Source organism: Streptomyces sp. NPDC007264 (assembly GCF_042869095.1).
In the GTDB taxonomy this organism is placed as follows: Bacteria; Actinomycetota; Actinomycetes; order Streptomycetales; family Streptomycetaceae; genus Streptomyces.
Window position 1 is genome coordinate 229,029 of record NZ_JBIAFD010000008.1, and the last position, 23,172, is coordinate 252,200.

Annotated in this window: 26 protein-coding genes and 2 pseudogenes; 10 read left to right on the plus strand and 18 right to left on the minus strand. The window is 73.3% G+C overall.

Features of this window, described 5'->3' with window-relative positions:
• Positions 1-112: 112 nt before the first annotated feature.
• The 3 genes from ACFYMU_RS16400 to ACFYMU_RS16410 form a co-directional block, all read right to left on the minus strand.
• A complete protein-coding gene (locus ACFYMU_RS16400) occupies positions 113-289 on the minus strand; it encodes a hypothetical protein (RefSeq protein WP_388373296.1) in 177 nt (58 codons plus the stop codon).
• Between the two features lie 127 nt (positions 290-416).
• Positions 417-1,022, minus strand: a complete 606-nt coding sequence (locus ACFYMU_RS16405; protein WP_388373298.1) for a GPP34 family phosphoprotein — start codon at positions 1,020-1,022, stop codon at positions 417-419.
• 105 nt (positions 1,023-1,127) lie between these two features.
• Positions 1,128-1,865 (minus strand): alpha/beta fold hydrolase, encoded by a 738-nt coding sequence (locus ACFYMU_RS16410; protein WP_388373300.1) that lies wholly within the window; start codon positions 1,863-1,865, stop codon positions 1,128-1,130.
• 150 nt (positions 1,866-2,015) lie between these two features.
• On the opposite strand from ACFYMU_RS16410, the gene ACFYMU_RS16415 reads away from it, so the two are divergent.
• Entirely contained in the window at positions 2,016-2,462 is a 447-nt protein-coding gene (locus tag ACFYMU_RS16415) for a type II toxin-antitoxin system PemK/MazF family toxin (protein ID WP_388373302.1), read from the plus strand.
• Between the two features lie 9 nt (positions 2,463-2,471).
• Here the strand turns inward: ACFYMU_RS16415 and ACFYMU_RS16420 are convergent, their stop codons facing one another.
• On the minus strand, positions 2,472-3,302 hold the full coding sequence (locus tag ACFYMU_RS16420; RefSeq protein ID WP_388373304.1) for a TIGR02452 family protein: 831 nt from the start codon (positions 3,300-3,302) through the stop codon (positions 2,472-2,474).
• Between the two features lie 299 nt (positions 3,303-3,601).
• On the opposite strand from ACFYMU_RS16420, the gene egtA reads away from it, so the two are divergent.
• The 5 genes from egtA (at position 3,602) to ACFYMU_RS16445 (ending at position 8,471) form a co-directional block, all read left to right on the plus strand.
• Positions 3,602-4,882: an ergothioneine biosynthesis glutamate--cysteine ligase EgtA gene (egtA, locus tag ACFYMU_RS16425; protein ID WP_388373306.1), complete on the plus strand. Its 1,281-nt coding sequence runs from the start codon at positions 3,602-3,604 to the stop codon at positions 4,880-4,882.
• A gap of 34 nt (positions 4,883-4,916) precedes the next feature.
• Positions 4,917-6,239, plus strand: coding sequence for an ergothioneine biosynthesis protein EgtB (gene egtB / locus ACFYMU_RS16430; protein ID WP_388373308.1), 1,323 nt, complete (start codon positions 4,917-4,919; stop codon positions 6,237-6,239).
• Positions 6,239-7,069: an ergothioneine biosynthesis protein EgtC gene (gene egtC, locus ACFYMU_RS16435; RefSeq protein WP_388373310.1), complete on the plus strand. Its 831-nt coding sequence runs from the start codon at positions 6,239-6,241 to the stop codon at positions 7,067-7,069. Before egtB ends, egtC begins: the two co-directional genes overlap by 1 nt.
• A complete protein-coding gene (egtD, locus tag ACFYMU_RS16440) occupies positions 7,066-8,028 on the plus strand; it encodes an L-histidine N(alpha)-methyltransferase (RefSeq protein WP_388373312.1) in 963 nt (320 codons plus the stop codon). Before egtC ends, egtD begins: the two co-directional genes overlap by 4 nt.
• Positions 8,029-8,255: 227 nt before the next feature.
• Positions 8,256-8,471, plus strand: a complete 216-nt coding sequence (locus tag ACFYMU_RS16445) for a dodecin (protein ID WP_388373314.1) — start codon at positions 8,256-8,258, stop codon at positions 8,469-8,471.
• 57 nt (positions 8,472-8,528) lie between these two features.
• Here ACFYMU_RS16445 and ACFYMU_RS16450 read toward each other — a convergent pair whose 3' ends face one another.
• Both ACFYMU_RS16450 and ACFYMU_RS16455 read right to left on the minus strand, forming a co-directional pair.
• Positions 8,529-9,017: a hypothetical protein gene (locus ACFYMU_RS16450; protein ID WP_388373526.1), complete on the minus strand. Its 489-nt coding sequence runs from the start codon at positions 9,015-9,017 to the stop codon at positions 8,529-8,531.
• A 145-nt stretch (positions 9,018-9,162) separates the two neighbouring features.
• A complete protein-coding gene (locus ACFYMU_RS16455; protein ID WP_388373316.1) occupies positions 9,163-9,975 on the minus strand; it encodes an SAM-dependent methyltransferase in 813 nt (270 codons plus the stop codon).
• A 229-nt stretch (positions 9,976-10,204) separates the two neighbouring features.
• Here ACFYMU_RS16455 and ACFYMU_RS16460 point away from each other — a divergent pair, with 229 nt between their 5' ends.
• On the plus strand, positions 10,205-10,510 hold the full coding sequence (locus ACFYMU_RS16460; RefSeq protein ID WP_388373318.1) for a hypothetical protein: 306 nt from the start codon (positions 10,205-10,207) through the stop codon (positions 10,508-10,510).
• A gap of 30 nt (positions 10,511-10,540) precedes the next feature.
• Here ACFYMU_RS16460 and ACFYMU_RS16465 read toward each other — a convergent pair whose 3' ends face one another.
• Positions 10,541-11,005 (minus strand): TIGR03668 family PPOX class F420-dependent oxidoreductase, encoded by a 465-nt coding sequence (locus tag ACFYMU_RS16465; RefSeq protein WP_388373320.1) that lies wholly within the window; start codon positions 11,003-11,005, stop codon positions 10,541-10,543.
• Between the two features lie 237 nt (positions 11,006-11,242).
• Here ACFYMU_RS16465 and ACFYMU_RS16470 point away from each other — a divergent pair, with 237 nt between their 5' ends.
• The gene (locus ACFYMU_RS16470) at positions 11,243-11,725 is read left to right on the plus strand and encodes an inorganic diphosphatase (protein ID WP_388373528.1); all 483 of its coding nucleotides are present in this window, start codon (positions 11,243-11,245) and stop codon (positions 11,723-11,725) included.
• Positions 11,726-11,733: 8 nt separating this feature from the next.
• Here the strand turns inward: ACFYMU_RS16470 and ACFYMU_RS16475 are convergent, their stop codons facing one another.
• The gene (locus ACFYMU_RS16475) at positions 11,734-12,159 is read right to left on the minus strand and encodes a MarR family winged helix-turn-helix transcriptional regulator (protein WP_388373321.1); all 426 of its coding nucleotides are present in this window, start codon (positions 12,157-12,159) and stop codon (positions 11,734-11,736) included.
• An 89-nt stretch (positions 12,160-12,248) separates the two neighbouring features.
• On the opposite strand from ACFYMU_RS16475, the gene ACFYMU_RS16480 reads away from it, so the two are divergent.
• Positions 12,249-12,671 carry a PaaI family thioesterase gene (locus tag ACFYMU_RS16480; protein WP_388373530.1) on the plus strand — a complete coding sequence of 141 codons (423 nt, stop codon included), beginning with the start codon at positions 12,249-12,251 and terminating at the stop codon, positions 12,669-12,671.
• A gap of 40 nt (positions 12,672-12,711) precedes the next feature.
• Here ACFYMU_RS16480 and ACFYMU_RS16485 read toward each other — a convergent pair whose 3' ends face one another.
• The 10 genes and pseudogenes from ACFYMU_RS16485 to ACFYMU_RS16530 form a co-directional block, all read right to left on the minus strand.
• Entirely contained in the window at positions 12,712-13,092 is a 381-nt protein-coding gene (locus ACFYMU_RS16485) for a luciferase family protein (RefSeq protein ID WP_388373323.1), read from the minus strand.
• A 110-nt stretch (positions 13,093-13,202) separates the two neighbouring features.
• Positions 13,203-13,424 (minus strand): annotated as a pseudogene (locus ACFYMU_RS16490) (potassium-transporting ATPase subunit C); the annotation flags it as partial.
• Positions 13,424-13,828, minus strand: a pseudogene (locus ACFYMU_RS16495) (potassium-transporting ATPase subunit KdpA); the annotation flags it as partial. The pseudogenes ACFYMU_RS16495 and ACFYMU_RS16490, both read right to left, overlap by 1 nt.
• A 328-nt stretch (positions 13,829-14,156) precedes the next feature.
• A complete protein-coding gene (locus ACFYMU_RS16500; protein ID WP_388373325.1) occupies positions 14,157-14,630 on the minus strand; it encodes a DUF1348 family protein in 474 nt (157 codons plus the stop codon).
• A 155-nt stretch (positions 14,631-14,785) separates the two neighbouring features.
• A complete protein-coding gene (locus ACFYMU_RS16505; protein ID WP_388373326.1) occupies positions 14,786-16,309 on the minus strand; it encodes a metallophosphoesterase family protein in 1,524 nt (507 codons plus the stop codon).
• Between the two features lie 75 nt (positions 16,310-16,384).
• Positions 16,385-17,218: a lysophospholipid acyltransferase family protein gene (locus ACFYMU_RS16510; RefSeq protein WP_388373532.1), complete on the minus strand. Its 834-nt coding sequence runs from the start codon at positions 17,216-17,218 to the stop codon at positions 16,385-16,387.
• A 167-nt stretch (positions 17,219-17,385) separates the two neighbouring features.
• Entirely contained in the window at positions 17,386-18,156 is a 771-nt protein-coding gene (locus ACFYMU_RS16515) for a GNAT family N-acetyltransferase (protein ID WP_388373328.1), read from the minus strand.
• 578 nt (positions 18,157-18,734) lie between these two features.
• Entirely contained in the window at positions 18,735-19,484 is a 750-nt protein-coding gene (locus ACFYMU_RS16520) for a succinate dehydrogenase/fumarate reductase iron-sulfur subunit (protein ID WP_388373330.1), read from the minus strand.
• Positions 19,481-21,439: a fumarate reductase/succinate dehydrogenase flavoprotein subunit gene (locus tag ACFYMU_RS16525; protein ID WP_388373332.1), complete on the minus strand. Its 1,959-nt coding sequence runs from the start codon at positions 21,437-21,439 to the stop codon at positions 19,481-19,483. The genes ACFYMU_RS16520 and ACFYMU_RS16525 overlap by 4 nt, the downstream gene beginning before the upstream one ends.
• Position 21,440: 1 nt before the next feature.
• Positions 21,441-22,112 (minus strand): succinate dehydrogenase, encoded by a 672-nt coding sequence (locus ACFYMU_RS16530; protein WP_388373534.1) that lies wholly within the window; start codon positions 22,110-22,112, stop codon positions 21,441-21,443.
• Positions 22,113-22,232: 120 nt separating this feature from the next.
• On the opposite strand from ACFYMU_RS16530, the gene ACFYMU_RS16535 reads away from it, so the two are divergent.
• The gene (locus tag ACFYMU_RS16535; protein ID WP_388373334.1) at positions 22,233-23,117 is read left to right on the plus strand and encodes a LysR family transcriptional regulator; all 885 of its coding nucleotides are present in this window, start codon (positions 22,233-22,235) and stop codon (positions 23,115-23,117) included.
• Positions 23,118-23,172: the final 55 nt, after the last annotated feature.

The window sequence follows — 23,172 nt, forward strand, 5'->3', positions numbered from 1 at the left end:
CGCCCGGCTCCCGCCCGGCCCGGCTCCCGTCCGGCCCGGCTCCCGTCCGCCCGGCTCCCGTCCGGCCGACTCCCGTCCGGCCCGGGCTCCGCCCGTCGGCGGTCCTCTGCGGTCAGACGGTCCCGATGTCGTCGGCCCGCTCGCCCTCCGCCTGGGACGGCTCGGTCCTGGGGACCTCCGGGTGTTTCTCCCCGGCGGCGCGCTCGGCCGGTTCGTCGCGCTCGCCCTCGGCCTGCGAGGGTGTGCGCGAGTACAGCCAGGAGTCGTAGTCCGAGGCTCCGGTCGTCATGGTGGGCCTCCCTCGGTCGTTCACCTCCCATGGTCCCCCCTCGGCCCCGGCGGGGCGAGGGGGGAGCGGCGCCGCACGAACCGGGTGCCGCCCGGCTCTCAGGGCCGCGAGCGGGCCACCGGGCGTGTCACTGGCCCCTCCAGATGTTGTCGAAGGCCGCCTTCTCGATCTCGCGCCGTTGCCGTACCGCCGTCAGTTCCGTCACCGCGTCGTCGACGGCGGCCAGCACCGTCACCGCCGCGTCGCCGGCCGTGCCCGGAAGGTCACCGACCGGCTTCTCCCGGACCCCGGCGGCGGTCCCGAGGGCGGCGAGCACGGGTTCCCGCGCGGCCCAGCGGTCCGCCGCCGTCCGGCGCGCGGGGGAATCCGTCAGCGTCGCCTCGCCGGTCCAGGCGGGCAGCCACCGGCGGTGCTGCCGCGCGAGCAGCCCCTCGTCCTCGAACGCGGCCAGATAGGCGGCGGACAGACCGCGTCCCCTGCGCCACAGCCAGTCCTCGACCGACTCGTACGGCGCCTGCCGGACGAGCGCGGACGCGGCCTCGCGCAGCAGGCGGTCATCGGTCACCGGTGGATCGCCCGGAACGATGAACTCGCCGTCCAGGAAGAGCGCCCTGGCGTCCATGAGGTCGATCAGCTCGGCGCCCGCGAGCGAGAGCGACAGGTCGCCCTGTTCGACGGGACGGCCCCGGGCGGCGTCCATGGCGACGATCAGCAGATCACGTGCAGTGGTCATGCGCGGCTCCACTTCCGGTGCGTCCAGGGCGGCACGTCGCCGCGCGGGCGCCTCACCTGCCGACAGTAACCCGACCAGGGCGGCGACGGCCGCGTGACCGGCGGCTCACGGACGGGGGGAGCCGCCTCGGCCGCCGCCGAGAAGGAGATCGTCCTCCGCGTCCCCCGGCAGGAAGGCCGAGACCGCCTCCGTGAACGCCTCGGGCGCCGCCCGGTGGATCAGATGGCCGACGGGGATGGTGATCAGGTGGCCGCCGGGGATGCTGCGGGCCAGGTCGGCGATGCCGTCCTGGGGGACGTGGCTGCGCGAGCCGCCGGCCAGCACGAGGGTCTCGGCGGTGATCTCGCCGAACCGCTCCAGCCGGCGGGGATCGGGCCGGTCGATCTCCCGGCCGACCGCCGCCACCACACCCCAGTCGAAGGTCAGGTCCCCGTCCGGCCTGACGCGGGCGAGAGGTGGCCGGGGGCGCGGCAGGGGAACGTCCTCCAGGACGAGCCGGCTCACCCGTCGCGGATGATCCTGCGCGAGCATGTAGGCCACGACCCCGCCCATGGAGTGGCCGACCAGGTTCACCGCGTCCAGGCCGAGCACGTCCAGGAACCGGAGCACATCGGCCCGCATGAGGTCGAGCGAGTACTCCCCCGGCCAGTCGCTTCGGCCGTGGCCGCGCAGGTCGAGGGCGTACACCCGCCGACCGCGGGCGAGAGGGGTCGCCACCGCGTCCCAGGTGGTGGCGTCCTCGCCCAGGGCATGCAGCAGGACGAGCGGCGGACCGTGCCGCGGACCCGACATCCGGCAGGCCAGCCGGATCTCCCCCACCTCGACCGAACGCTCCTCCACCATGCCCGGAGCGTACGCCACGTGCCGTGCCGCTGAAGCCGCCTTCGCCGGTGCCCACCGCCCAACCGGCGGATCCCCGGGCCGAGCTGACGGGCCCCCACGAGAGACCGACCCGCGCGAGGCGCGCACCGGGCGGGCCTCTACCGTGGGCGCGTGACTGCCTTCACCGACGAACAGATCCCCGGCCGCCACGGCCCCCGCGCGACCACCGAGGCCGACCCCCGCGAGGTGGGCCGGGTGCGCACGGAGTACTCCCCGGCGCACGACGGCGACCCCGACCCCGGGGAGATCGTCTGGACGTGGGTGCCGTTCGAGGAGAACGACGGGCGCGGCAAGGACCGTCCGGTGCTCGTGGTCGCCCGCGAGGCGGCGGGCACGCTGCTCGCGGTGCAGCTGTCCAGCAAGCGGCACGACGGCGACCGCGACTGGGTGCCGGTGGGCGGCGGCCCCTGGGACCGGTCGGGACGCGACTCGTGGGTGGCCGTGGACCGCGTGCTGCGGCTGCACGAGGACGGCATGCGGCGCGAGGCGTGCGCGCTGGACCGGATGCGGTTCAATCTCGTGGTGCACCGGCTTCGGGAGCGCTACGGCTGGCACTGAGGCCGGAGGTCACGGGGTGCGCTCCCGGGCGAAGGCACGTTCGAACGCGGCCCGTGTGGTCGTCCCCGGCGTGCGGTCCAGCACGGCGAAGACGACCTCCTCGAAGTGCCCCGCGAAGCGCCCCTCGGCCAGCAGGCCGTGGAACGCCCCGGCCACCTGCGCCGGGTCGTTGCGGAACACCCCGCAGCCCCAGGCGCCCAGCACCAGCCGTCGGTAGCCGCAGGCGGCCGCCGTCTCCAGGACGCGCTCGGCGCGGGCGGCCAGGGCGCGCGGCAGTTCCGCCGCGCGCTCCGGGGCCCTGCGCAGCACGACGCCCGCGTTCGGCGCGGCGGCGGTCAGGAAGCCGACCTCGTAGGGCGCCTCCAGCAGGCGCCCGCGGTCGTCGCGGAAGACGGGCACCGCGGGCGAGTGGATGACGCGGTCGGAGTAGAACGGGTCGCGGTGCGCCCGGTGATGGTCGTAGAACTCCCTCGCCTCGCGGACGCACGCGTACAGCGCCGAGGCCCGGCACAGGGCCTCCTCCTGGGCCTGTGCGCCGTTCAGGTAGCCGCCGCCGGGGTTCCGGGCCGAGGCGAAGTTCAGCACGGCCACGGGGGCTCCGGACCGCCCGGTGAGGCGTCGGGCCGCCTCCAGACTGGATTCCCCGGTGACCTCGACGAGGGTGGCGACCTGACCGGTCCGCGGGACGGCCACCGGCTCCGGCCCGAACATGCGGGTGCCGGCGCGGGCGGCCCCGACGGCCGCCGCGATGGCCGCCGTTCGCCCGTTCGGCGTACGGTAGGCCCCCGCCGCGACGATCTCCTCCGTCTGCTGCGCGATCCCGCGCAGCCGCGCGCTCACGGCGCCACCCCCGTGGGCGCCGTGACCGCCCCGTGCGCGCTCTCCCCCGGAGCACCGCAGCTCTCCCCCGTCGTGCTCATGAACGCATGGTGAGCGATGCTGGTCGTGCGCCGCAACAGGGTTTCCCGGCCCGGAAAACCACCCGTTCCCGTCCCGGAAGGCAGGAAGCATCCGTCCGACGCGTCCCACTGGGCACCCTTGTGCGATTCCGTTCGAGGGTCTTGGGTGGGACGAGCGATACCGACCCGGCACACCGACGCCGGGTCGGTGACATGGTGGAATCTCAGGAGGATCCCGACATGTCCGATTCGGTGTGCGAGGGCGCGGAGCAGCACTCCGCCGTCACCGAGGCCGAGGTGGAGGCCCTGGTCCGCGGCATCTGTTTCAAGACCGGGCCACCCCGACGCCTGGGCGTCGAAGTGGAATGGCTCGTCCGTGAACTGCGCAGCCCGCGCCGACCCGTGCCGCCCGAACGTCTCCGAGCGGCCTACGCCGCACTGCGGACCCTGCCCCTGAGGTCGGCCCTCACCGTCGAACCCGGCGGCCAGTTGGAGCTCAGTTCCCCTCCGGCCGCCTCCCTGATGGAGTGCATAGGCTCCGTCTCCGCCGACCTCGCCGCGGTCCGCGCCCTGTTGGGCGAGGCGGGACTCGGCCTCAGCGGCGACGGCCACGATCCCTGGAACCCCCCGCGCCGCTTCCTCCGTGAGCCGCGCTACGACGCCATGGAGTGCTACCTCGACCGCACGGGTCCCGAGGGACGGTCCATGATGTGCTCCTCCGCCTCGGTCCAGGTCTGTCTGGACGCCGGCCACGAGGAGCCGGGCCCTCTGGGCCTCGGCCGGCGCTGGTGGCTGGCGCACCATCTCGGGGCCGTGCTGCTCGCCGCGTTCGCGCACTCCCCGCTGGCCCGGGGCCGCCCCACCGGCTGGCGCTCGACGCGGCAGTCCCTGTGGGCCGCCATGGACCCGGGACGCAGCAGCGCCCCGCCCCTGGACGGCGACCCGCGCGCGTCCTGGGCCCGGCACGTGATGGACGCGCCGGTGATGTGCGTACGGGCCGGGACCGGCCCCTGGCGCGTGCCCGACGGCATGAGCTTCCGGGACTGGACGCGGTCCGCCGACCCGCCGGACCGCGGCGACCTCGACTATCACCTCACCACCCTGTTCCCCCCGGTCCGGCCCCGCGGCCATCTCGAACTCCGCATGATCGACGCCCAGCCGGGCGACGACGGATGGATCGTGCCGCTCGCGGTGACGACGGCGCTCTTCGACGACCCGGAGGCGGCCGAGATCGCCTACCGGACCGTCAAACCCCTCGCCGAGCGGACGGGCTCGCTGCCGCCGCCGTGCAATCCGCTGTGGGTCTCCGCCGCCCGGGACGGTCTGGCCGATCCCGAGCTGCACGAGGTCGCCGTCGGGTGTTTCGCGGCCGCCGCCGAGGCGCTGCCCAGGATCGGCGCCACGCCCAGGATCCAGGGCGCCGTCGCGGAGTTCACCGACCGTTATGTGGCCCGGGGCCGCTGCCCCGCCGACGACCTGCTGTTCCGGTTCCACGGGAAGCACGCCCGCTCCGGCGGGTGAAGGACACCCGGTTCCACGGGAAGGACATCCCCACATGACCGACGACCGGTCACCCCTCGACCCCGGCCCCGAATCGCTCCGGGAGCGCGCGCTGGACGCGCTGACCACGGCCCGGGAGCGCACCGCGCTCCTGACCACCTGCGTCGACGACCACGACCTCGTCGCCCAGCACTCCCCGCTGATGTCGCCACTGGTCTGGGACCTCGCGCACATCGGCAACCAGGAGGAGCTGTGGCTGCTGCGCGCGGTGGCGGGCCGCGACGCCATGCGGCCCGAGATCGACGGACTGTACGACGCCTTCGAGCATCCGCGCGCCGAGCGGCCCTCGCTGCCGCTGCTGCCGCCCGCCGAGGCCCGCCGCTACGCCGCCGAGGTCCGCGGGCGGGCCCTGGACGTGCTGGAGAGCGCGCCGCTGCGGGGCCGGCCGCTCACGGAGGCGGGATTCGCCTTCGGCATGATCGCCCAGCACGAACAGCAGCACGACGAGACCATGCTGATCACGCATCAGCTGCGCAAGGGGCCTCAGGCGCTCACCGCCCCCGATCCGGCGCCCGCACCGCCGTACTCGGGTCCGTCCGAAGTCCTCGTCCCCGGTGGCCCGTTCACCATGGGCACGACCACCGAGCCGTGGTCCCTGGACAACGAGCGGCCCGCGCACCGGCGGCTGGTCCAGCCGTTCCACATCGACACCACACCGGTGACCAACGCCGCCTACCAGAACTTCATCGAGGACGGCGGCTACGGCGACGAGCGCTGGTGGACCGCTGAGGGCTGGGCCCACATCCGCAGGCACGGCATCGAGGCCCCGCTGTTCTGGCGCCGCGAGGGCGGGCAGTGGCTGCGCCGCCGCTTCGGCGTCACCGAGGTCGTGCCGCCCGACGAGCCCGTCCTGCACGTGTGCTGGTACGAGGCGGATGCGTACGCCCGCTGGGCGGGGCGGCGGCTGCCCACCGAGGCCGAGTGGGAGAAGGCGGCGCGCCACGACCCGGAGACGGGCCGCTCCCGGCGCTACCCGTGGGGCGACGCCGATCCGGCGCCCGAGCACGCCAACCTCGGGCAGCGGCATCTGCGCCCCGCGCCGGCCGGCAGCTACCCGGCGGGCGCGTCGCCGCTGGGCGTACGGCAGTTGATCGGCGATGTGTGGGAGTGGACGTCGAGCGACTTCCTGCCCTACCCCGGGTTCACGGCGTTCCCGTACAAGGAGTACTCGGAGGTGTTCTTCGGGCCGGAGTACAAGGTGCTGCGGGGCGGCTCGTTCGCCGTGGACCCGGTGGCCTGCCGGGGCACGTTCCGCAACTGGGACTATCCGATCCGGCGGCAGATCTTCTCCGGGTTCCGTACCGCGAGGGACGCCTGATGTGCCGTCACCTCGCTTTCCTGGGGCCGGCCGAGCCGCTGGGCCGGCTCCTCGTGGAGCCCGCGCACAGCCTGTACCGGCAGTCGTGGTCACCGCGCAGACAGCGGTACGGCACCGTCAACGCCGACGGTTTCGGGGTGGGCTGGTACGCGGAGGGCGACCCGGTGCCCGCCCGCTACCGCCGGGCCGGGCCGATCTGGGGCGACCCGTCCTTCGCGGACCTCGCGCGGGTGGTGCGCTCGCACGCCGTGCTCGCCGCCGTTCGCAGCGCCACCGCGCCGGGCCCGGACGGGGAGGCGGCGGCCGCGCCGTTCACCGCGGACCGCTGGCTGTTCAGCCACAACGGGGCCGTGGCCGGCTGGCCCTGGACCGCGGCCCCGCTCGTACGGACCCTGCCCGCGGCGGATCTGCTGGCGCTGGAGGCGCGGTGCGACGCGGCGTTCGTCTGGGCGCTGCTGCTCGACCGGCTGCGCCGCGGTGTCGACGCGGGCCGGGCGCTGGCCGACACGGTCCTGGAGATCGACGAGGCCGCCCCCGGCTCCCGGCTCAACCTGCTGCTCACCGACGGCGACACGATCACGGCGACCACGTGGGGCGACACCCTCTGGTACCTCGTCGGGCCCGCCCACGGCCCCCAGGATCTCGGCTCCGCCCGACCAGGGGGGACCCCCGTCGTCGTGGCCTCCGAACCGTACGACGACGACCCGCGCTGGCGGGAGGTGCCCGACCTCACACTGCTCGCGGCCGACCGCACCGAGGTCCGGCTGACCCCGCTCAAGGACCTGCGCACCGACATGGCATCCGCATCACCCGAGGAGCCCAGCACGTGAGCCCGTTCCGTCTGACCCGCACCCTTCCCGAGGACGCCACCGGCGCCGCGCTGCGCGCCGACGTACTGCACGGCCTCACCCGCACGCCCAAGGCACTGCCGCCGAAGTGGTTCTACGACGCTCACGGCAGCGACCTCTTCGACAAGATCACCGAGCTGCCGGAGTACTACCCCACCCGCGCCGAACGCGAGATCCTGGTCGCCCGCTCCGGCCGGATCGCGGCCGCCACCGGCGCGCGCACGCTGATCGAACTGGGCTCCGGCTCGTCGGAGAAGACCCGGTACCTGCTGGACGCGCTGAGCGGGCTGCGCACCTATGTGCCGGTCGACGTCAGCGAGAGCGCGCTGACCCGGGCGGGGCACGCGCTGATCGCCGAGCGGCCCGGTCTGGACGTCCACGCGCTCATCGCCGACTTCACCACCGGCCTCGCCCTGCCCGACACGCCCGGGCCGCGGCTGCTCGCCTTCCTGGGCGGCACGATCGGCAACCTGGTGCCCGCGGAGCGCGCGGCGTTCCTGGCGTCCGTACGGTCGCTGCTCGCGCCCGGGGACGCGCTGCTGCTCGGCACCGACCTCGTGAAGGACGAGTCGGTGCTGGTGGCGGCGTACGACGACGCGGCCGGGGTGACAGCCGAGTTCAACAAGAACGTGCTGGCGGTCGTCAACCGTGAGCTGGGCGCCGACTTCGACGTCGACGCGTTCGCCCATGTGGCCCTGTGGGACGCCGGGAACGAGTGGATCGAGATGCGGTTGCGGGCGAGTACGGCGCAGACCGTGAAGGTTCCCGCGCTCGATCTGGCGGTGGAGTTCGCGGCGGGCGAGGAACTGCGCACCGAGGTGTCGGCGAAGTTCCGCGAGGACGGGGTCCGGCGCGAACTGGCGACGGCGTCGATGGAGTTGACGCACTGGTGGACCGACGCGAAGGGCAGGTTCGCGCTGTCGCTGAGCGTGGCCCGTTGACGACGGCGCCCGCTCGTCCCGGAGTGCCCCGTTCCGCCATGCGGACGAGGGGCGGGGCCGACGTGGTGGGGGGGGACGAGCGCGGCGCTCGCGCCGACGCCCGGGATTTTGGTATCGACCACTATGCCGGTCCGGGGGTGCCCCCGCCCCCATGTCTCGCGGTCCGCTGCCCCGTGCGGCACGGTGGAGTCAGGGGCGGCACACCCGCCGCGGAGAGGAGTCCCCCCATGACCGACCACACCTACCGGGTCACCGAGATCGTCGGCAGCTCACCGGAGGGCGTCGACCAGGCGATCCGCAACGGCATCGAGCGCGCCTCGCAGACCCTGCGCCACCTGGACTGGTTCGAGGTCACCCAGGTCAGGGGGCGGATCGAGGACGGACAGATCGAGCACTACCAGGTGGGCCTGAAGCTGGGCTTCCGCCTGGAGGACACCGACTAGGGCCGGGGGACGGCGTCCGGCAGACGCGGCGCCGTCCCTCAGGCGCGGCGCCGTCCCTCAAGCGCGGCCTTCTCGCTCCTGCGCGTCCGCCAGCTCGGCGAACGGGGTCGCCCAGCGGGCGCGTACGACCGAGAAGCCCGCCCGTTCGGCGTCCTGGCAGACGAGTTCGTCGTCGTCGACGAGAACGCGGACCTCACGGTCGCGGGCCAGCCGGCGCAGGACCTCCAGCTTGGTGACACGGGCGGGCCGGCGGTCGTGGTCCGGGCGCATGTACACGCGTCCTTCGGGCAGCCCGTGGGCGGCGAGCCAGTCGAGGGTGTCGCGCCGGCAGCGCGCGGGCCGCCCCGTGAGATAGACGACCTCGTGCTCCTCGGCGTTCTCGAGCGCCAGCGCCACCCCGTCGGCCAGCGGAGGATCCTGCGGCGCGGCCGCGAAGAACGCGTCCCAGTCCCTCGGTCGCACCCGCAGGAACCGCTGCCGGTGTGCGGTGTCGGCGAGCGTGTTGTCGAGATCGAAGACCGCGACCGGTCTGCTGCTGTTCGTCACCCGGCTGCTGTTCGTCACCCGGCCCACTGTAGAGACCCTTCGCGGCGCGGTGGGGAGGAACGTCGTACGACCTCCTCCGCCCACGGCCGCGTCACGGCACCGGGAACGCCCGGCGAGGCGGCGGGCCGTGGGGAGCCGCGCCGGGTCAGGGCTTCACGGCGACCGCACCGAACTGCGGGACGACGGCCGCGGGGCCGGAGCCGGCCCGCCACCGCGCACAGGAGACGAGGCCCGGCTCGAGGATCTCCAGGCCGTCGAAGAAGGACGCCACCTCCGCACGGGTACGGGCGGTGAGGGGCGGGGTCGCGTTCTCGTTCCAGAACCGCATCGCCTCGATGTTGCCCTGTCCGCCGAGGTCGGCGTCCGTGGTGGGGTGCGTCAGGACGAGGCAGCTGCCCGAGGGGAGCTCGGACATCAGCGCGCGGACGATCTCCTGGGCCCGGCCGGTGTCGAGCACGAAGTTGAGAATGCCGAGCAGCAGGAGGGCGACGGGCCGGCCCAGGTCGAGGGTGGCGGCCGCGCCGCGGAGAACGACCTCCGGGTCGTGCACGTCCGCCTCGATGTAGTCGGTGGCTCCCTCGGGCGCGCTGGTCAGCAGCGAGCGGGCGTGGACGAGCACCACGGGGTCGTTGTCGACGTAGACGATCCGGGAGTCGGGCGCGATGCGCTGGGCGATCTCATGGGTGTTGTCGAGCGTCGGCAGCCCGGTGCCGACGTCCAGGAACTGCCTCATCCCGCGCTCGGCGGCCAGGTGGTGCACCGCGCGTCCGAGGAACTCCCGGTCGGCACGCGCCACGTCGCGGATCACCGGGAACATGGTCGCGACATGGTCGCCGACCTGCTGGTCGACCTCGTAGTTGTCCCGCCCGCCGATCCAGTAGTTCCACACCCGCGCGTTGTGGGCCACCGCGGTGTTCAACCGGACCGGTCCACTCGACGGACGATAGTGCTCGCTCACGTTCCTCTCCCCTCCTCGCGACCCGTGCGGCGCCGGCGGGCACGTGCGCTCCTCGCGGTGGCCCGCCGCCCCGCCCGCCGACATTCTGCCGCCCGGTGATCACGACGTCCGGGGTTTCGGCGGAACGGTGGGCGACGGCCGGGAGGCGTCCGGTCTCCGTGCGGCCGCCCTCCCCCGTCTGGCACGAGCCGGGACGGGTACGCGAAAGAGGTCGGAACTCTCTGGGGAGATGACTCGGATGCTCTTCGTCGGACTGCTCCTCCTCGTGGCCACCGGCGCCTTCGTCGCCCTGGCGATCGCCGGCAATCTGTCCGGTGGCCCCGAGTACACCGTGGCGGTGCTCGATCACCCCATCGCGACCATGAACAGCCTTGCCGTCTTCAGTGCGGGCCTGGTCCTGGCGCTCCTGTTCGCGCTGGGTCTGGCGACCGTGGTGAGCGCGGCGACTCATCCCCGGCACGGCGGCCACGGACGCCACCGGGCGCGCCGCACCACCGCGGTCGACGAGACGACGGAGCCCGGCACCCGCCCGTGAGGGGCACCCACCGCTCCCGTGGCGGCGGGGTCATTCCGGCCCGGGCGAGCCCGAGGCGGCACGCCAGCCGCTCCAGCGGTGGACGGTGACCTCGATGACCGGTCCGTCGGGCGGGCCGTCCCGGTACTGGGGGTACTTCCCCGTCAGCAGGCCGAGGGCGGCCTCGTACGCCGTCCGGTCCGGCTCCGCGGCGGCGTCGGGCGGTACGGTCCGGGCGCCCCCGTCGGCCCGGACCCACCACAGCCGGCTCCAGTCCTCGTCGTAGGCGTCCACGAGCAGGCACACGGCCGGCTGGACGGCGATGTTGTGCAACCGCTTCGGCCGCCGCGAGTCCTTGGGCTTGCGGTCCACGGCCATGACGATCCCGTCGTCGCCGCGCCCGGCGAACACGACCGGTACGAGATGGGGCCGCCCGGCGGAGTCCACCGTGGCCAGCCGCGCGACCCGGGCCCCGGCGAACCGTCGCCGTGCCTCGTCCTCTTCCATCCGTGCCACTGCCGCTCCTCCTCCCTGTGGGCTGCCGGTGAGCGATCCGGCTCCTCACACCGTCTCACCCGTGGGGCGGCGCGGCCGCCGGGCGACTCGCCGTCGAAGGGCCGGACCCTCCCGTTGCGCCAGGGCCCAGCACCCGGTGCCGGTCCGGCTGTCGCGGTGCGCGGGGCCGGGGCACACTGGAAGGGCCCGCCGGTGCCGCGCGAAGCGGGCGACGGCCGGCCGGGCGAGGAGGCCGTCGTGGAGTTCGACGTGATCGTGGAGATCCCCCAGGGATCGCGCAACAAGTACGAGATGGACCACGCACTGCACCGTCTGCGCCTGGACCGGATGCTGTTCACCTCCACCCGGTACCCGGCCGACTACGGCTACATCGAGCACACCCTCGGGCGCGACGGCGACCCGCTCGATGCCCTCGTCCTGGTCGGCGACCCCACGTTCCCCGGGTGTGTCATCGAGTGCCGGGCCATCGGGATGTTCGTGATGAAGGACGAGAAGGGCCCCGACGAGAAGATCCTCTGCGTCCCGGCGCACGACCCGCGCTACACGGGATTCCAGGACGTCGACGACGTCCCGTCCTTCGACCGGCTCGAGATCACCCACTTCTTCGAGGTCTACAAGGACCTGGAACCCGGCAAGTCCGTCGAGGGCTCCCACTGGGAGGGGCGCGAGCAGGCCTACGCGGAGATCGACGCCTCCCGCAGGCGGGCGGGCGGAGGCTGAGGGAGGCGTCAGGGCTGCCAGTGGGCCAGGTCGTGCAGGGCGGCGGCCGTGCTGGTGAACCCGTCGGTGCCGAGCAGGGCACGCAGGTCCGCGTTGAAGCGTTCCACCTCGGGCTGGGCCGCGCGCAGTGCGGCCTGCCCCGCCTCGGTCAACCGGACGACCACCGCGCGGTGTTCGCTCGGATGCGCCTGCCGTGCGACCAGTCCGGCCGCGGTGAGCCGTGCGACGAGCCCGGTGACCGCCGATTCGCGCAGCCCGAGGGCCTGGGCCAGCCGCTGCTGGGTGATGTCCGGCTCGTCCTGGACGGCGTACAGGGCGCCCAGCTGCGCGGTGGTGATCCCCGCGGTGGCCAGCAGACGCCGGTCGCCCGTGGTGCGCAGCTGGTGCGCCGCACGCTGCAGCAGGAAGAAGAGGCGCTGGCCGGGTTCGGGCATGGCCCGATGTTGACAGATGTTCCCGCCGGGCGCCATTGTCACTTCACTAGTGAAGTGAGGTGCTCGTGAGTGACGTTCGCGACGTGACAATGGCCCGGAAGGTGCTGGAGGCGCAGCCTTTCAGCATGCTGCTCGGCGCGCGGCTGGTGGCCTTCGGAGAGGGCGCGGCCACGCTGGAACTGGACATCCGCGATGATCTGCGCCAGCAGTACGGCTTCGTCCACGGCGGTGTGCTCGCCTATGCCGCGGACAACGCGCTGACGTTCGCGGCCGGCGCCGCGGCCGGCACCGGGCTGATCACCTCCGGCCTCACCATCGACTACATGCGGCCGGCCAAGGGGGAGGTGCTCCGCGCCCGCGCCCGGGTGATCCGGGCCGGCCGCACCAGGGTCGTCTGCCGCTGCGACGTGTCCACCGTCGACGGTGCGGGCGTGGAGACGCTGTGCGCGGTGGCCCAGGGCACCATCGCGGTGATCGGTCCCGCGGACGGGGCCGGACCCCGCGGGGCCTGAGCGGGCCGCCGGACTCCGCCCGCGGCCGCTGCCGACGCCTTCACGGCCACGGAAGCACCGTGACGCGAAGGAAGTTGCACTCCGAAGGAGCGGGACTCGCGGACGAAGGCCACGCCTGGTGGGCCTGGAGGGCCATGCTCACCAGGCTCATCAGCAGGTCGACGTCGGTGTCGCAGTCGAGGCGCACGGTCACCCAACGAGAGCCGGGCACCACGCGGATGGCCGTCGACTCCGCGAGGTTGCCGGAGAAGCGCCGGATGGCCCGGCTGGTGAGGTGGACGTCCGCCTCGTGGCCGGAGTGGAGGTGGACGATCTCGTTGAGCGCGGAGCGAAGTGCGTGCCCGGTACCGCAACTGGCCGGCGCCGCCGTGAGGTCGGGCCAGCCCTCGAGCCGCTCCAGGGCACGCTGGGCCAGAGTCATGACCCCATCGTCGTGTTCTCACCGCACCGACACCAGCGGTTGAGGGATCCGTAACCGGGACGTGAGGTTGACGGCCGCGCCGGGGCGGCACCGATCCCCGCGTGTCGCCGTCAGCTCCTCCTTACGAGTTCCTCCAGCGCGATGTTGAGTTCGAGGACGTTCACACGGGGCTCGCCCATGAAGCCGAGGGTGCGTCCCTCGGTGTGCTGCCCGACCAGTCTCTCCACCGCGGCGACGGGCAGGCCGTTCCTCGCGGCGACCCGGTGGACCTGGATCTCGGCGTACTGCGGGGAGATGTCCGGGTCCAGGCCGGAACCGGAGGACGTCACGGCACGGCCAGTCCGGCGGTCTGCACGACGTGGCCCATGGCCTGCTCGCCGGCGTACGACTGCCAGTTCGCGTTCGTCACGAAGGACGCCGCGGTATCGAACGCCTGGTCGGGGTCGATGGCCTTGAAGCCCATCGACAGCGGGAGCACGCCCTGGATCCGCTGGAGCAGATACAGGAAGAGGACGCCGACCGCGGAGAAGGCGAGCACGCCGCGCAGATGGGCCGGCCAGCGCATCTGTGTGTCGGGGTCGGCGCCGATGCCGCGGTAGATCCATCTCTCGACGCGCCAGTGCCGGTCGGAGGAATAGACCCTGGCCATGTAGTCGCCGAGGGGGACGTGGGCGAGCGCCAGCGCCGCGACGAGCGCGAGCAACTGGAGCACACCGGCGAGGACGAGGTAACCCAGCAGGGCGACGGCCACGACCAGGCCGACGATGTTCTCGGCGGTCACAGCTTCGTCACCCCCCTGGCGACGAGAGCCACCGGTGCGAACACCGCGAGCGTGGTGACGACGAAGGCCAGATCGGCCATCGTGGACTCCTGGAGTGAGGCGGGACGTGAGGGGAACGGTTCGAGGAAACCCCCTGTCCTGCCCGTACGCCCCCTCCCTTGACGGAGCCCTGACGACCGCCCGAGCACCCTTGACGCGTTGCTGACGGCGTGTGCGGAGTCAGCCCGGAGTCACGCCCGCCCGAACTGCGCCGCGGTACCGCCGGTCGGCCCCCGTCGGCGCTTCAGAACCCGAGGTCGCTGAGGCCGGGGTGGTCGTCGGGGCGGCGCCCGAGGGGCCAGTGGTAGGCCCGTTCCGACGCCCGGATGGGGAGGTCGTTGATGCTGGCGTGCCTGACCCGCATCAGGCCGCTCTCGTCGAACTCCCAGTTCTCGTTCCCGTACGAGCGGAACCAGGTGCCGGCGTCGTCGTGCCACTCGTAGGCGAACCGGACGGCGATGCGGTCGTCGGTGAAGGCCCACAACTCCTTGATGAGCCGGTAGTCGAGCTCGCGGCGCCACTTGCGTGTGAGGAAGCCGACGATCTCGTCGCGGCCGTGGACGAACTCCGCGCGATTGCGCCAGCGGGAGTCCGCCGTGTAGGCGCGCGCGACCTTCTCCGGGTCACGGGAGTTCCAGCCGTCCTCCGCCAGCCGCACCTTCTCCACGGCGGTCTCACGGGTGAAGGGCGGGAACGGGGGGCGCGCGTCGTGGGTCACATCGTCTCCGTGTGGTCGGGGCGCCGGACCGCAGTGGCCGGCCGAGAGCGAGAACGGCCGTTCTCCATCGAGGACCACGGTAGGAGAACGCCGGTTCTCGCGCAAGGGCGGGGCGCGTCACCCTTCCCGCTCCGGCCGCGACGCCCGCCCCTGGCTCACGCCAGGCGGATGGTCACGTCGTCCTCCACGGGCGGCCGGTGCTCCTGGGGCAGGTTGCCGGTCGCCGCGAAACAGCGCAGCCGGATCGCCTCGGGGGTGACGTCCAGGCGCAGGAAGCTCTTGAAGAACGGCGGGCTGTAGGTGGCCGAACCCGGCGAGAAGAGCCGGGTGTAGATCTTCCGCACGGGCAGCCGGAACCGCGACGTACGGTCCGGGCGGCCGCCCGCGCCCAGCAGGGCGGCCACGAGACGGGTGCGCAGGGTGATCCGGGCGGGCGTGCCGGGGGTGCGGGTCGGGGGCATGCCCAGGCGCTCGGCGACCACGGCGGTCGCCTCCGCCTCGGTCAGTGTGAAGAAGCGCCGCAGTCGCAGCCGGCGCCCGTAGAGCCTGCTGTAGAAGGCCAGGGAGTCGCCGCGCAGCGGATAGCAGCGGAAGTCCCGCTCCGTGACGTTCGCGACGGACACCCGCGGAATGGTGTGCGTGGCATGCATGAACGCACCGCCGCCGCCGGAGACCACGTACTGGATCGTGCGGCCGTCCACGTCCACCGGGTAGCGCTGGTAGTTGTGGATGTCACCGCCTATCGCCGCGACGAAGTGGTGGGCGGGGTCGCGGACGATGTCGTCGACCGTGCCGCCGCCGTCGATGGGACAGGGGTGGTGCTCGCCGTCCACGTAGAGCGGCGAGCCGGTGACGAGGATCTTGGGGCGGGGCCCCCGGGCCGCCTCGCGCAGCCAGCGGCCCTGTTCGGCGTCGACGGTGCCGAGCAGGCCGGTGTCGATCCCGATGATGCGGACGGGCCCGGCGTCGATCGCCCAGTAGGGGCCGGGCTGGAGTGCCCGCTGGGCCGGGGCGGAGCGCAACGTCCGTGCCTCGGCGAGGCGTTGTTCGTCCACCGGGTGCGGTTCGTGCCACAGCAGCGCGCGCAGCCAGGCGCGCGTCAGCGGGCGCGGCGCGGGCTCCGCGGCGAGCGGACCGGCGTCGCAGAAGACGCGCATGAACCCGTGCAGGTCCTCGTACCAGTCGTGGTTGCCGGGTATCGCGTAGACGGGGGCCGGGTAGTCGCGGTACGGCCGGAAGAACTTCGTGCCGTAGTCGGCGGTGTCGCCCACCGGGTAGATCACGTCGCTGGCCACGACGGCGAACCTCGTGTCCTGCCCGGCTTGCAGGAAGCCGGGCACCACGGCGTACTGGGGGTCGTCGCCCTCGCCGGTGTCGCCGAGCACCATGAAGGAGAAGCGGTCCGGGTCGTCCCGTCGGATCACCTTGTCCGCGGGTGAGCCCGCCGCTTCGCGCTGCCGCACCCAGCGGCCGCGGGTGGCCCCGGTGGGGTCCCCGAACCAGGAGGCCAGCACGCCGTTGCGTGCCGCCCACAGGGTGCGCGGGTCGAGCCAGGACAGCCGCTCCACCTGACGGGGCATCAAGGCGCGGTAGCCGCCGGGTTCCGCGGCTCCCCAGCCCGCGCCCTCGGCGGTGTCCCGCGAGGACGCGGGGGATGTTTCGGATGAGGTTTCGGACACCGGTGAACCGTAGCAATGACGCGGGCGCGGCCGGACGGGGATCGCGCCGTCATCTCCCCCGGCGCGCCGGGGAGTTCACGTCTCCGCGTGCCGTGCGGTCGTCCCGGTGCGCAGTGCCGTCCGCAGCCCCACGGACCGCTCGGCGGCCCGGGCGAGAGCACGCCGGTCGGTGCCGGCGTCCGGTGCGAGCACCGGCATGACCCGGACCTCCGCCACGAGCCGGCGTGCCGACACGACCCGCCACAGGGACGTCAGCAGGGAGTCGCTGCCCACGAACGCGGGCGCGGTGCTCGCCGGTCCCGCGTCGCACCGGTAGCGCAGCCGCACCGGCTGCACGGGCACGTCCGCGTCCAGCGCCGCCTGGAACGCCGCCCGGCGGAAGCGGCCCTGCGCCCGGCCGCACCAGGTACTGCCCTCGGGGAAGACCACGACCGCCGACCCGGCGCGCAGACCGTCCGCGATCCGGGCGACCGTGCCGGGCAGCGCCCGCAACCGGTCCCGGTCGATGAAGAGCGCGCCGCTGCGCGCGGTCAGCGCGCCGGCGACCGGCCACCGCCGGATCTCGGCCTTGGCGAGCATCCGGCCCGGGCGGACGGCGGCGAGCAGCGGGACGTCCAGCCAGGAGATGTGGTTGGCGACCATCAGCAGACCGCCGCGCGGCGGGGCGGCCCCGTCGATCCGCACCCGGACGCCCGCGGCGCGCACGACGGTCCGGCACCAGGCCCTGATGATCCGCTCGCGCGGGGCGCCGGAGAGCCGGCCGACGGCCGGGACGCACACGATCCCGGTGACCAGCAGCGCGAGGACGATTGCCAGCCGGAGCACGGCGCGCGGCGCCGCCGCCACCGACGCCGTGGCGTCCACGCAGGACCGCGGCGAGCACGGCGCGCTGGGCAGCCACGCGCTCACCGGGACGACGGCGGGCGGCCGGGCCGGCCGTGCGGTGGGCGCGGCGGGGTCGGCCGGCGGCAGGCCCGTGCCCGTGCCGGGGCCCTCGAGCACCGGCACGCCGCGGCGCGGCCGCAGAACCGCACCGATCCGGGACACCTGCGCGGTACCACTGCGGGGCGTGGCCATCACGCCGGGACGAGCGAGAGGAAGTGCCGCAGGTAGCGCGGGTTCACCCGGCGCATGGACAGCAGGACGTAGAGGTCGGCGACGCCGAAGTCCGGGTCGTGGGCGGGCTCCCCGCAGACCCAGGCGCCCAGGCGGACGTATCCCCGCAGCAGCGGAGGCAGCTCGGTGCGCCCCGCCGGGGCCGCGACCCCGGGCTGCCAGGGCAGCAGCGGCCGTACGCGGTACTCGGCGGGAGCCAGGTGCCTGGCCCGCACCCGCTCCCACGCGCCCGCGGCGAGCGCGCCGCCGTCGGCCAGCGGCAGGGAGCAGCATCCGGCCAGCCACTCGTGGCCGCCCTGCACCATGTAGCGGGCTATGCCCGCCCAGATCAGCCCGATGACCGCGCCGTCGCGGTGGTCGGGGTGGACGCAGGAGCGGCCGACCTCGACGAGGCCGGAGCGGATCCCGGCGAGCGGGCCGAGGTCGAACTCGCTCTCCGAGTAGAGCCGCCCGGCGACCGCGGCCCGCTCGGGCGGCAGCAGCCGGTAGGTGCCCACGACCTGGCCGCTCACCGTGTCGCGGACCAGCAGGTGGTCGCAGTACGCGTCGAAGGCGTCGACGTCGAGGCCCGGCTGCGGAGTGGACAGGAGGGCGCCCATCTCCCCGGCGAAGACGTCGTGGCGCAGCCGCTGCGCAGCCCGGACGTCGGCCTCGTCACGGGCGAGGGTGACGGTGTAGCGGGTCGGTGCCGCGGTCGGTGGGGCGCTGGCGAGGGTGGAAACGCCGGTCATGGCTCTCTCCTGGTCACGGGCCGGTTCGGCGGGAGCGGCAGACCGGTGTCGTGCGGTCCGCCGTCCTGGGGCGTGTCGAAACACGCCCTAGTTCTGCCGATGCCGGCTGACCGGTGCGTGACCGGTGCAGAGAGAGGGAGTGTGAGGTTGCTGAACGGCTCGGTCACCGGCCCGCGGACCACCCCGCCCGTACGGCGGCGGGGCGGGGGCCCGCGGGAGCCCGCCGGCGCCGTGCATGCCGACGGGACCGGGCGTGAGCACCACTGCCCGGTCCCGCCCGTCCGCCCCTGCCGGCGGACAAGTGCCTGCGGCGCCGCCCCGTCCCGGCGGCGCCGAGTCCTCCGGCTGGTGCTGTGGCCGGGAAGGTTTGCCGGAAGCTCGCGGCGTCCGGTGCCGGGGGCACCTCCCGCGCCCTTCGGGCTGCGGGGGAGCATCGCAAGGCGGAGTGTCGCCCGCGTACCGGATGTACGCGGGTGATGCGACAACGCGGCGGTGGGGGCCCCTCCCGCGCGAGCGCAGCCGAGCGTGGGGGAGCCGTGCCGGGCGTCGCGAGCCGGTGAACCTTCCCGGTCACAGCACTAGCGGCGGCCCGCCTTGCGGGTCGCGCGCAGCCACTCCTTGTTCATGGCGGTGATGGAGACCAGCGGGATGCCCTTCGGGCAGGCGGTGGCGCACTCGCCGGTGAGCGTGCAGCCGCCGAAGCCCTCCTCGTCCATCTGCGCCACCATGTCGAGCACGCGGGTCTCCCGCTCGGGGGCGCCCTGCGGCAGGACGTTGAGGTGGTTGATCTTCGCCGAGGTGAACAGCATCGCCGCGCCGTTCGGGCAGGCGGCCACGCAGGCTCCGCAGCCGATGCACTCGGCGTGCTCGAACGCGAAGTCGGCGTCCGCCTTCGGTACGGGAGTGGCGTGGGCCTCGGGCGCCGCGCCGGTCGGGGCGGTGATGTAGCCGCCGGCCTGGATGATGCGGTCGAAGGCCGAACGGTCGACGACGAGGTCCTTGACGACCGGGAAGGCCGAGGCCCGCCACGGTTCGACGTCGATCGTGTCGCCGTCCTTGAAGGACCGCATGTGCAGCTGGCAGGTGGTGGTGCGCTCGGGGCCGTGCGCGTCGCCGTTGATGACGAGCGAGCACGCGCCGCAGATGCCCTCGCGGCAGTCGTGGTCGAAGGCGACCGGGTCCTCGCCCTTGAGGATGAGCTCCTCGTTCAGGGTGTCCAGCATCTCGAGGAAGGACATGTCGGGCGAGACTCCGTCCACCTCGTACGTGGACATCGCGCCGTCGGCGTCGGCGTTCTTCTGCCGCCAGACGCGCAGGGTGAGCTTCATGCGTAGCTCCGCTGAGTGGGGTGGACGTACTCGAAGACCAGGTCTTCCTTGTGCAGGACGGGGGCCTCTCCGGTGCCGGTGAACTCCCAGGCGGCCGCGTAGGCGAACGCGTGGTCCTTGCGGGCCGCCTCGCCGTCCGGGGTCTGGGACTCCTCGCGGAAGTGGCCGCCGCAGGACTCGCTGCGGTGCAGCGCGTCCAGGCACATCAGCTCGGCGAGTTCCAGGTAGTCGACGACCCGGTTGGCCTTCTCCAGCGACTGGTTGAACTCCTCGCCGGTGCCGGGCACCTTGATGCGCCGCCAGAACTCCTCGCGGATCTGCGGGATGCGCTCCAGGGCCTTGCGCAGTCCGGCGTCCGTACGGGCCATGCCGCAGAACTCCCACATGAGTTCGCCGACCTCGCGGTGGAAGGAGTCGGGCGTGCGGTCGCCGTCGACGGACAGCAGCCCGGCGATCCGGTCCCGTGTCTCGGTCAGCACCTCCCGGACCGCGGGGTGTTCGGCCGTGATCTCCTCCTGGTGCGGGTTGCGGGCCAGATAGTCGTTGATCGTCGACGGGAGGACGAAGTAGCCGTCGGCGAGTCCCTGCATCAGCGCGGAGGCGCCGAGCCGGTTCGCCCCGTGGTCGGAGAAGTTGGCCTCGCCGATCGCGAACAGGCCCGGGATCGTGGTCTGCAGGTCGTAGTCCACCCACAGGCCGCCCATCGTGTAGTGCACCGCGGGGTAGATCCGCATCGGCACCTCGTACGGGTTCTCCGCGGTGATCCGCTCGTACATGTCGAAGAGGTTGCCGTACTTCTCCTGGACCTTCCCCCGGCCCATGCGCCGGATGGCGTCGGCGAAGTCGAGATAGACGCCCTGGCCGCCGGGGCCGACGCCGCGGCCCTCGTCGCAGACGTTCTTCGCGGCGCGGGAGGCGATGTCGCGGGGCACGAGGTTGCCGAAGGACGGGTAGATCCGCTCCAGGTAGTAGTCGCGCTCGTCCTCGGGGATCTCGTTGGGCGGACGGGTGTCGCCCTTGGCCCTGGGCACCCAGATCCGGCCGTCGTTGCGCAGCGACTCGCTCATCAGGGTGAGCTTGGACTGGTGGTCGCCGGTGCGCGGGATGCAGGTCGGGTGGATCTGCGTGAAGCAGGGGTTGGCGAAGTAGGCGCCGCGACGGTGCGCCCGCCAGATCGCGGTTGCGTTGGAGTTCATGGCGTTCGTCGACAGGTAGAAGACGTTGCCGTAGCCGCCGGAGGCCAGGACGACCGCGTCCGCGACATACGTGTCGATCCTGCCGGTGACCAGATCGCGGGCGACGATGCCGCGGGCCCGTCCGTCGATGACGATCAGGTCGAGCATCTCGGTGCGCGGGTGCATCTCGACGTTGCCGGCCGCGATCTGCCGCGACAGCGCCTGGTACGCGCCGAGCAGCAGTTGCTGGCCCGTCTGGCCGCGGGCGTAGAAGGTGCGCGAGACCTGTACGCCGCCGAAGGAGCGGGTGTCGAGGAGCCCGCCGTACTCGCGGGCGAAGGGGACGCCCTGCGCCACGCACTGGTCGATGATCTCGACGGAGATCTGGGCCAGGCGGTGGACGTTGGACTCGCGTGCCCGGAAGTCACCGCCCTTGACGGTGTCGTAGAAGAGGCGGTGGATGGAGTCGCCGTCGTTGCGGTAGTCCTTGGCGGCGTTGATGCCGCCCTGCGCGGCGATGGAGTGCGCCCGGCGCGGCGAGTCCTGGTAGCAGAACTGGACGACGTGGTAACCCTGTTCGGCGAGTGTGGCGCCCGCGGAGCCGCCGGCGAGGCCGGTGCCGACGACGATCACGGTGTGCTTGCGCCGGTTGGCGGGGTTGACCAGCTTGGCCTCGAAACGGCGCTTGTCCCAGCGCTCGTTGATCGGGCCGGACGGGGCCTTGGTGTCGGTGACCGGCGCGCCGGTCACGTAGTCCGTGTACTCAGGGGATGCGGTCATGTCAGCTCACCACTCCGGTCATGACGCCCACGGGCACGGCGATGAACCCGGCCGTGAGCAGCAGCGCGAGGACGTCGGCGACGGTCTTGAGGGCGCGGTCGCGGGTGCGGCTGCCCACGCCGAGGGTCTGGGCCGCGCTCCACAGGCCGTGCCGGATGTGCAGGCCGAGGGCGAGCATCGCCACGATGTAGACGACGTTGCCGTACCACGTGGAGAAGGTGTCGACGACGTTCTGGTACGGGTGGCCCTCCTGGAAGCCGCCGGAGTGCACGGTGCCGGTGGTCAGGTCGAGGAGGTGCCAGACGATGAAGAGGCCGAGGATGACCCCGCCCCAGCGCATGGTGCGGGTGGCGTAACTCGCCCGTGGACGCTTGTGCACGTACCTGCTGGGGCGCGCCTTGATGTCGCGGCGGCTGAGCTGGTACGCGGAGACGGCGTGCGCGACGACGGCGGCGACCAGGACGACGCGGATCAGCCACAGCGTCCACTCGTAGTGCATGAACGGTTCGCCGACGGTGCGCAGCCAGTGGGCGTAGTGGTTGAACTCGCCCGCCCCGAAGTAGATCTTCAGGTTTCCGATCATGTGGGCGAGCAGGTACAGCAGCATGATGAGGCCGCTGACCGCCATCACTGTCTTCTTGCCGACGGTGCTGTCCCACACGGTGCGTGCCATGGACGGCCGTCGGTCCGTCCGCGTTGCCAGAGCCATGGGTCAGAACGCTAGGGCCGAAGGTCCCCATCGGTCCAAGACATGGTCCGGCTGGTTTCGATAGGCAGGCCCTATGCTGACAGGGTGCAGTTCCAGCAGCTCCAGTACTTCGTGGCGGTGGCCGAGACCCGGCACTTCACCCGCGCCGCCGATCTGGTCCATGTCGCCCAGCCGTCGCTGTCGCAGCAGATCAAGGCGCTGGAGCGGGAGCTCGGGGCGGATCTCTTCCGGCGGGCACGCGGCAACATCACGCTCACGGACGCGGGCGAGGCGCTGCTGCCGCTGGCCCGCCGCATCCTCGCCGACGCGGACACGGCCCGGCACGAGGTGCAGGAGCTGGTGCAGCTGCGCCGCGGCCGGGTGCGCCTGGGCGCCACGCCGAGCGTGTGCACGGGTCTGCTGCCGGAGGTACTGCGCGCCTTCCACGACCGCTATCCCGGCATCCGGCTGCTGATCGAGGAGGGTGGCTCGCACGATCTGGTGCGGGAGCTGGCGCGCGGCGCCCTCGACCTCGCACTGGTCGTGCTCCCCCTGCCCACCCCCTCCCCCGCGCTGACCACCGTGGAGCTGCTGCGCGAGGACCTGGTGGTGGTGTCCTCCCCCGACGCGCCGCGGCCCGGGGCCGGACGGCGCACGGTCCGCGTCGCCGACCTGGAGAGCGAGCGTCTGGTGATGTTCCGCCACGGCTACGACCTGAGGGAACTGACCGTGGCCGCGTGCCGCGCCGAGGGTTTCGAGCCGGAGTTCGCGGTGGAGGGCGGCGAGATGGACGCGGTGCTGGGATTCGTACGCGCCGGGCTGGGCGTGGCGGTGGTCCCGCGCATGGTGGCCACCCGGTCCGGTCGCGGACTGCGCGTCACGCCCCTGGCCCGGCCGGGGCTGCACCGCACGATCGCCCTCGCACACCGCAGCGACGTGGCTCCGCCGCGGGCGGCCAGGGAACTGCAGCGCATGCTGCTGGAGCACTGAACGCCGGCTGCCGCGGGGGGTTCCCCGGAGCGGTGACGCCGTCGGCCGCCCGTCC

Excerpts from the sequence above, each read along its gene's own strand:
- ACFYMU_RS16515 (WP_388373328.1), bottom strand. The coding sequence starts at position 18,156 with ATGACCGGCGTTTCCACCCTCGCCAGCGCCCCACCGACCGCGGCACCG.
- egtB (WP_388373308.1), top strand. The coding sequence starts at position 4,917 with ATGACCGACGACCGGTCACCCCTCGACCCCGGCCCCGAATCGCTCCGG.
- ACFYMU_RS16445 (WP_388373314.1), top strand. The coding sequence starts at position 8,256 with ATGACCGACCACACCTACCGGGTCACCGAGATCGTCGGCAGCTCACCG.
- egtC (WP_388373310.1), top strand. The coding sequence starts at position 6,239 with ATGTGCCGTCACCTCGCTTTCCTGGGGCCGGCCGAGCCGCTGGGCCGG.
- ACFYMU_RS16400 (WP_388373296.1), bottom strand. The coding sequence starts at position 289 with ATGACGACCGGAGCCTCGGACTACGACTCCTGGCTGTACTCGCGCACA.
- ACFYMU_RS16405 (WP_388373298.1), bottom strand. The coding sequence starts at position 1,022 with ATGACCACTGCACGTGATCTGCTGATCGTCGCCATGGACGCCGCCCGG.
- egtA (WP_388373306.1), top strand. The coding sequence starts at position 3,602 with ATGTCCGATTCGGTGTGCGAGGGCGCGGAGCAGCACTCCGCCGTCACC.
- ACFYMU_RS16480 (WP_388373530.1), top strand. The coding sequence starts at position 12,249 with ATGGCCCGGAAGGTGCTGGAGGCGCAGCCTTTCAGCATGCTGCTCGGC.
- ACFYMU_RS16410 (WP_388373300.1), bottom strand. The coding sequence starts at position 1,865 with ATGGTGGAGGAGCGTTCGGTCGAGGTGGGGGAGATCCGGCTGGCCTGC.
- ACFYMU_RS16520 (WP_388373330.1), bottom strand. The coding sequence starts at position 19,484 with ATGAAGCTCACCCTGCGCGTCTGGCGGCAGAAGAACGCCGACGCCGAC.
- ACFYMU_RS16485 (WP_388373323.1), bottom strand. The coding sequence starts at position 13,092 with ATGACTCTGGCCCAGCGTGCCCTGGAGCGGCTCGAGGGCTGGCCCGAC.
- ACFYMU_RS16475 (WP_388373321.1), bottom strand. The coding sequence starts at position 12,159 with ATGCCCGAACCCGGCCAGCGCCTCTTCTTCCTGCTGCAGCGTGCGGCG.
- ACFYMU_RS16530 (WP_388373534.1), bottom strand. The coding sequence starts at position 22,112 with ATGGCACGCACCGTGTGGGACAGCACCGTCGGCAAGAAGACAGTGATG.
- ACFYMU_RS16525 (WP_388373332.1), bottom strand. The coding sequence starts at position 21,439 with ATGACCGCATCCCCTGAGTACACGGACTACGTGACCGGCGCGCCGGTC.
- ACFYMU_RS16460 (WP_388373318.1), top strand. The coding sequence starts at position 10,205 with ATGACTCGGATGCTCTTCGTCGGACTGCTCCTCCTCGTGGCCACCGGC.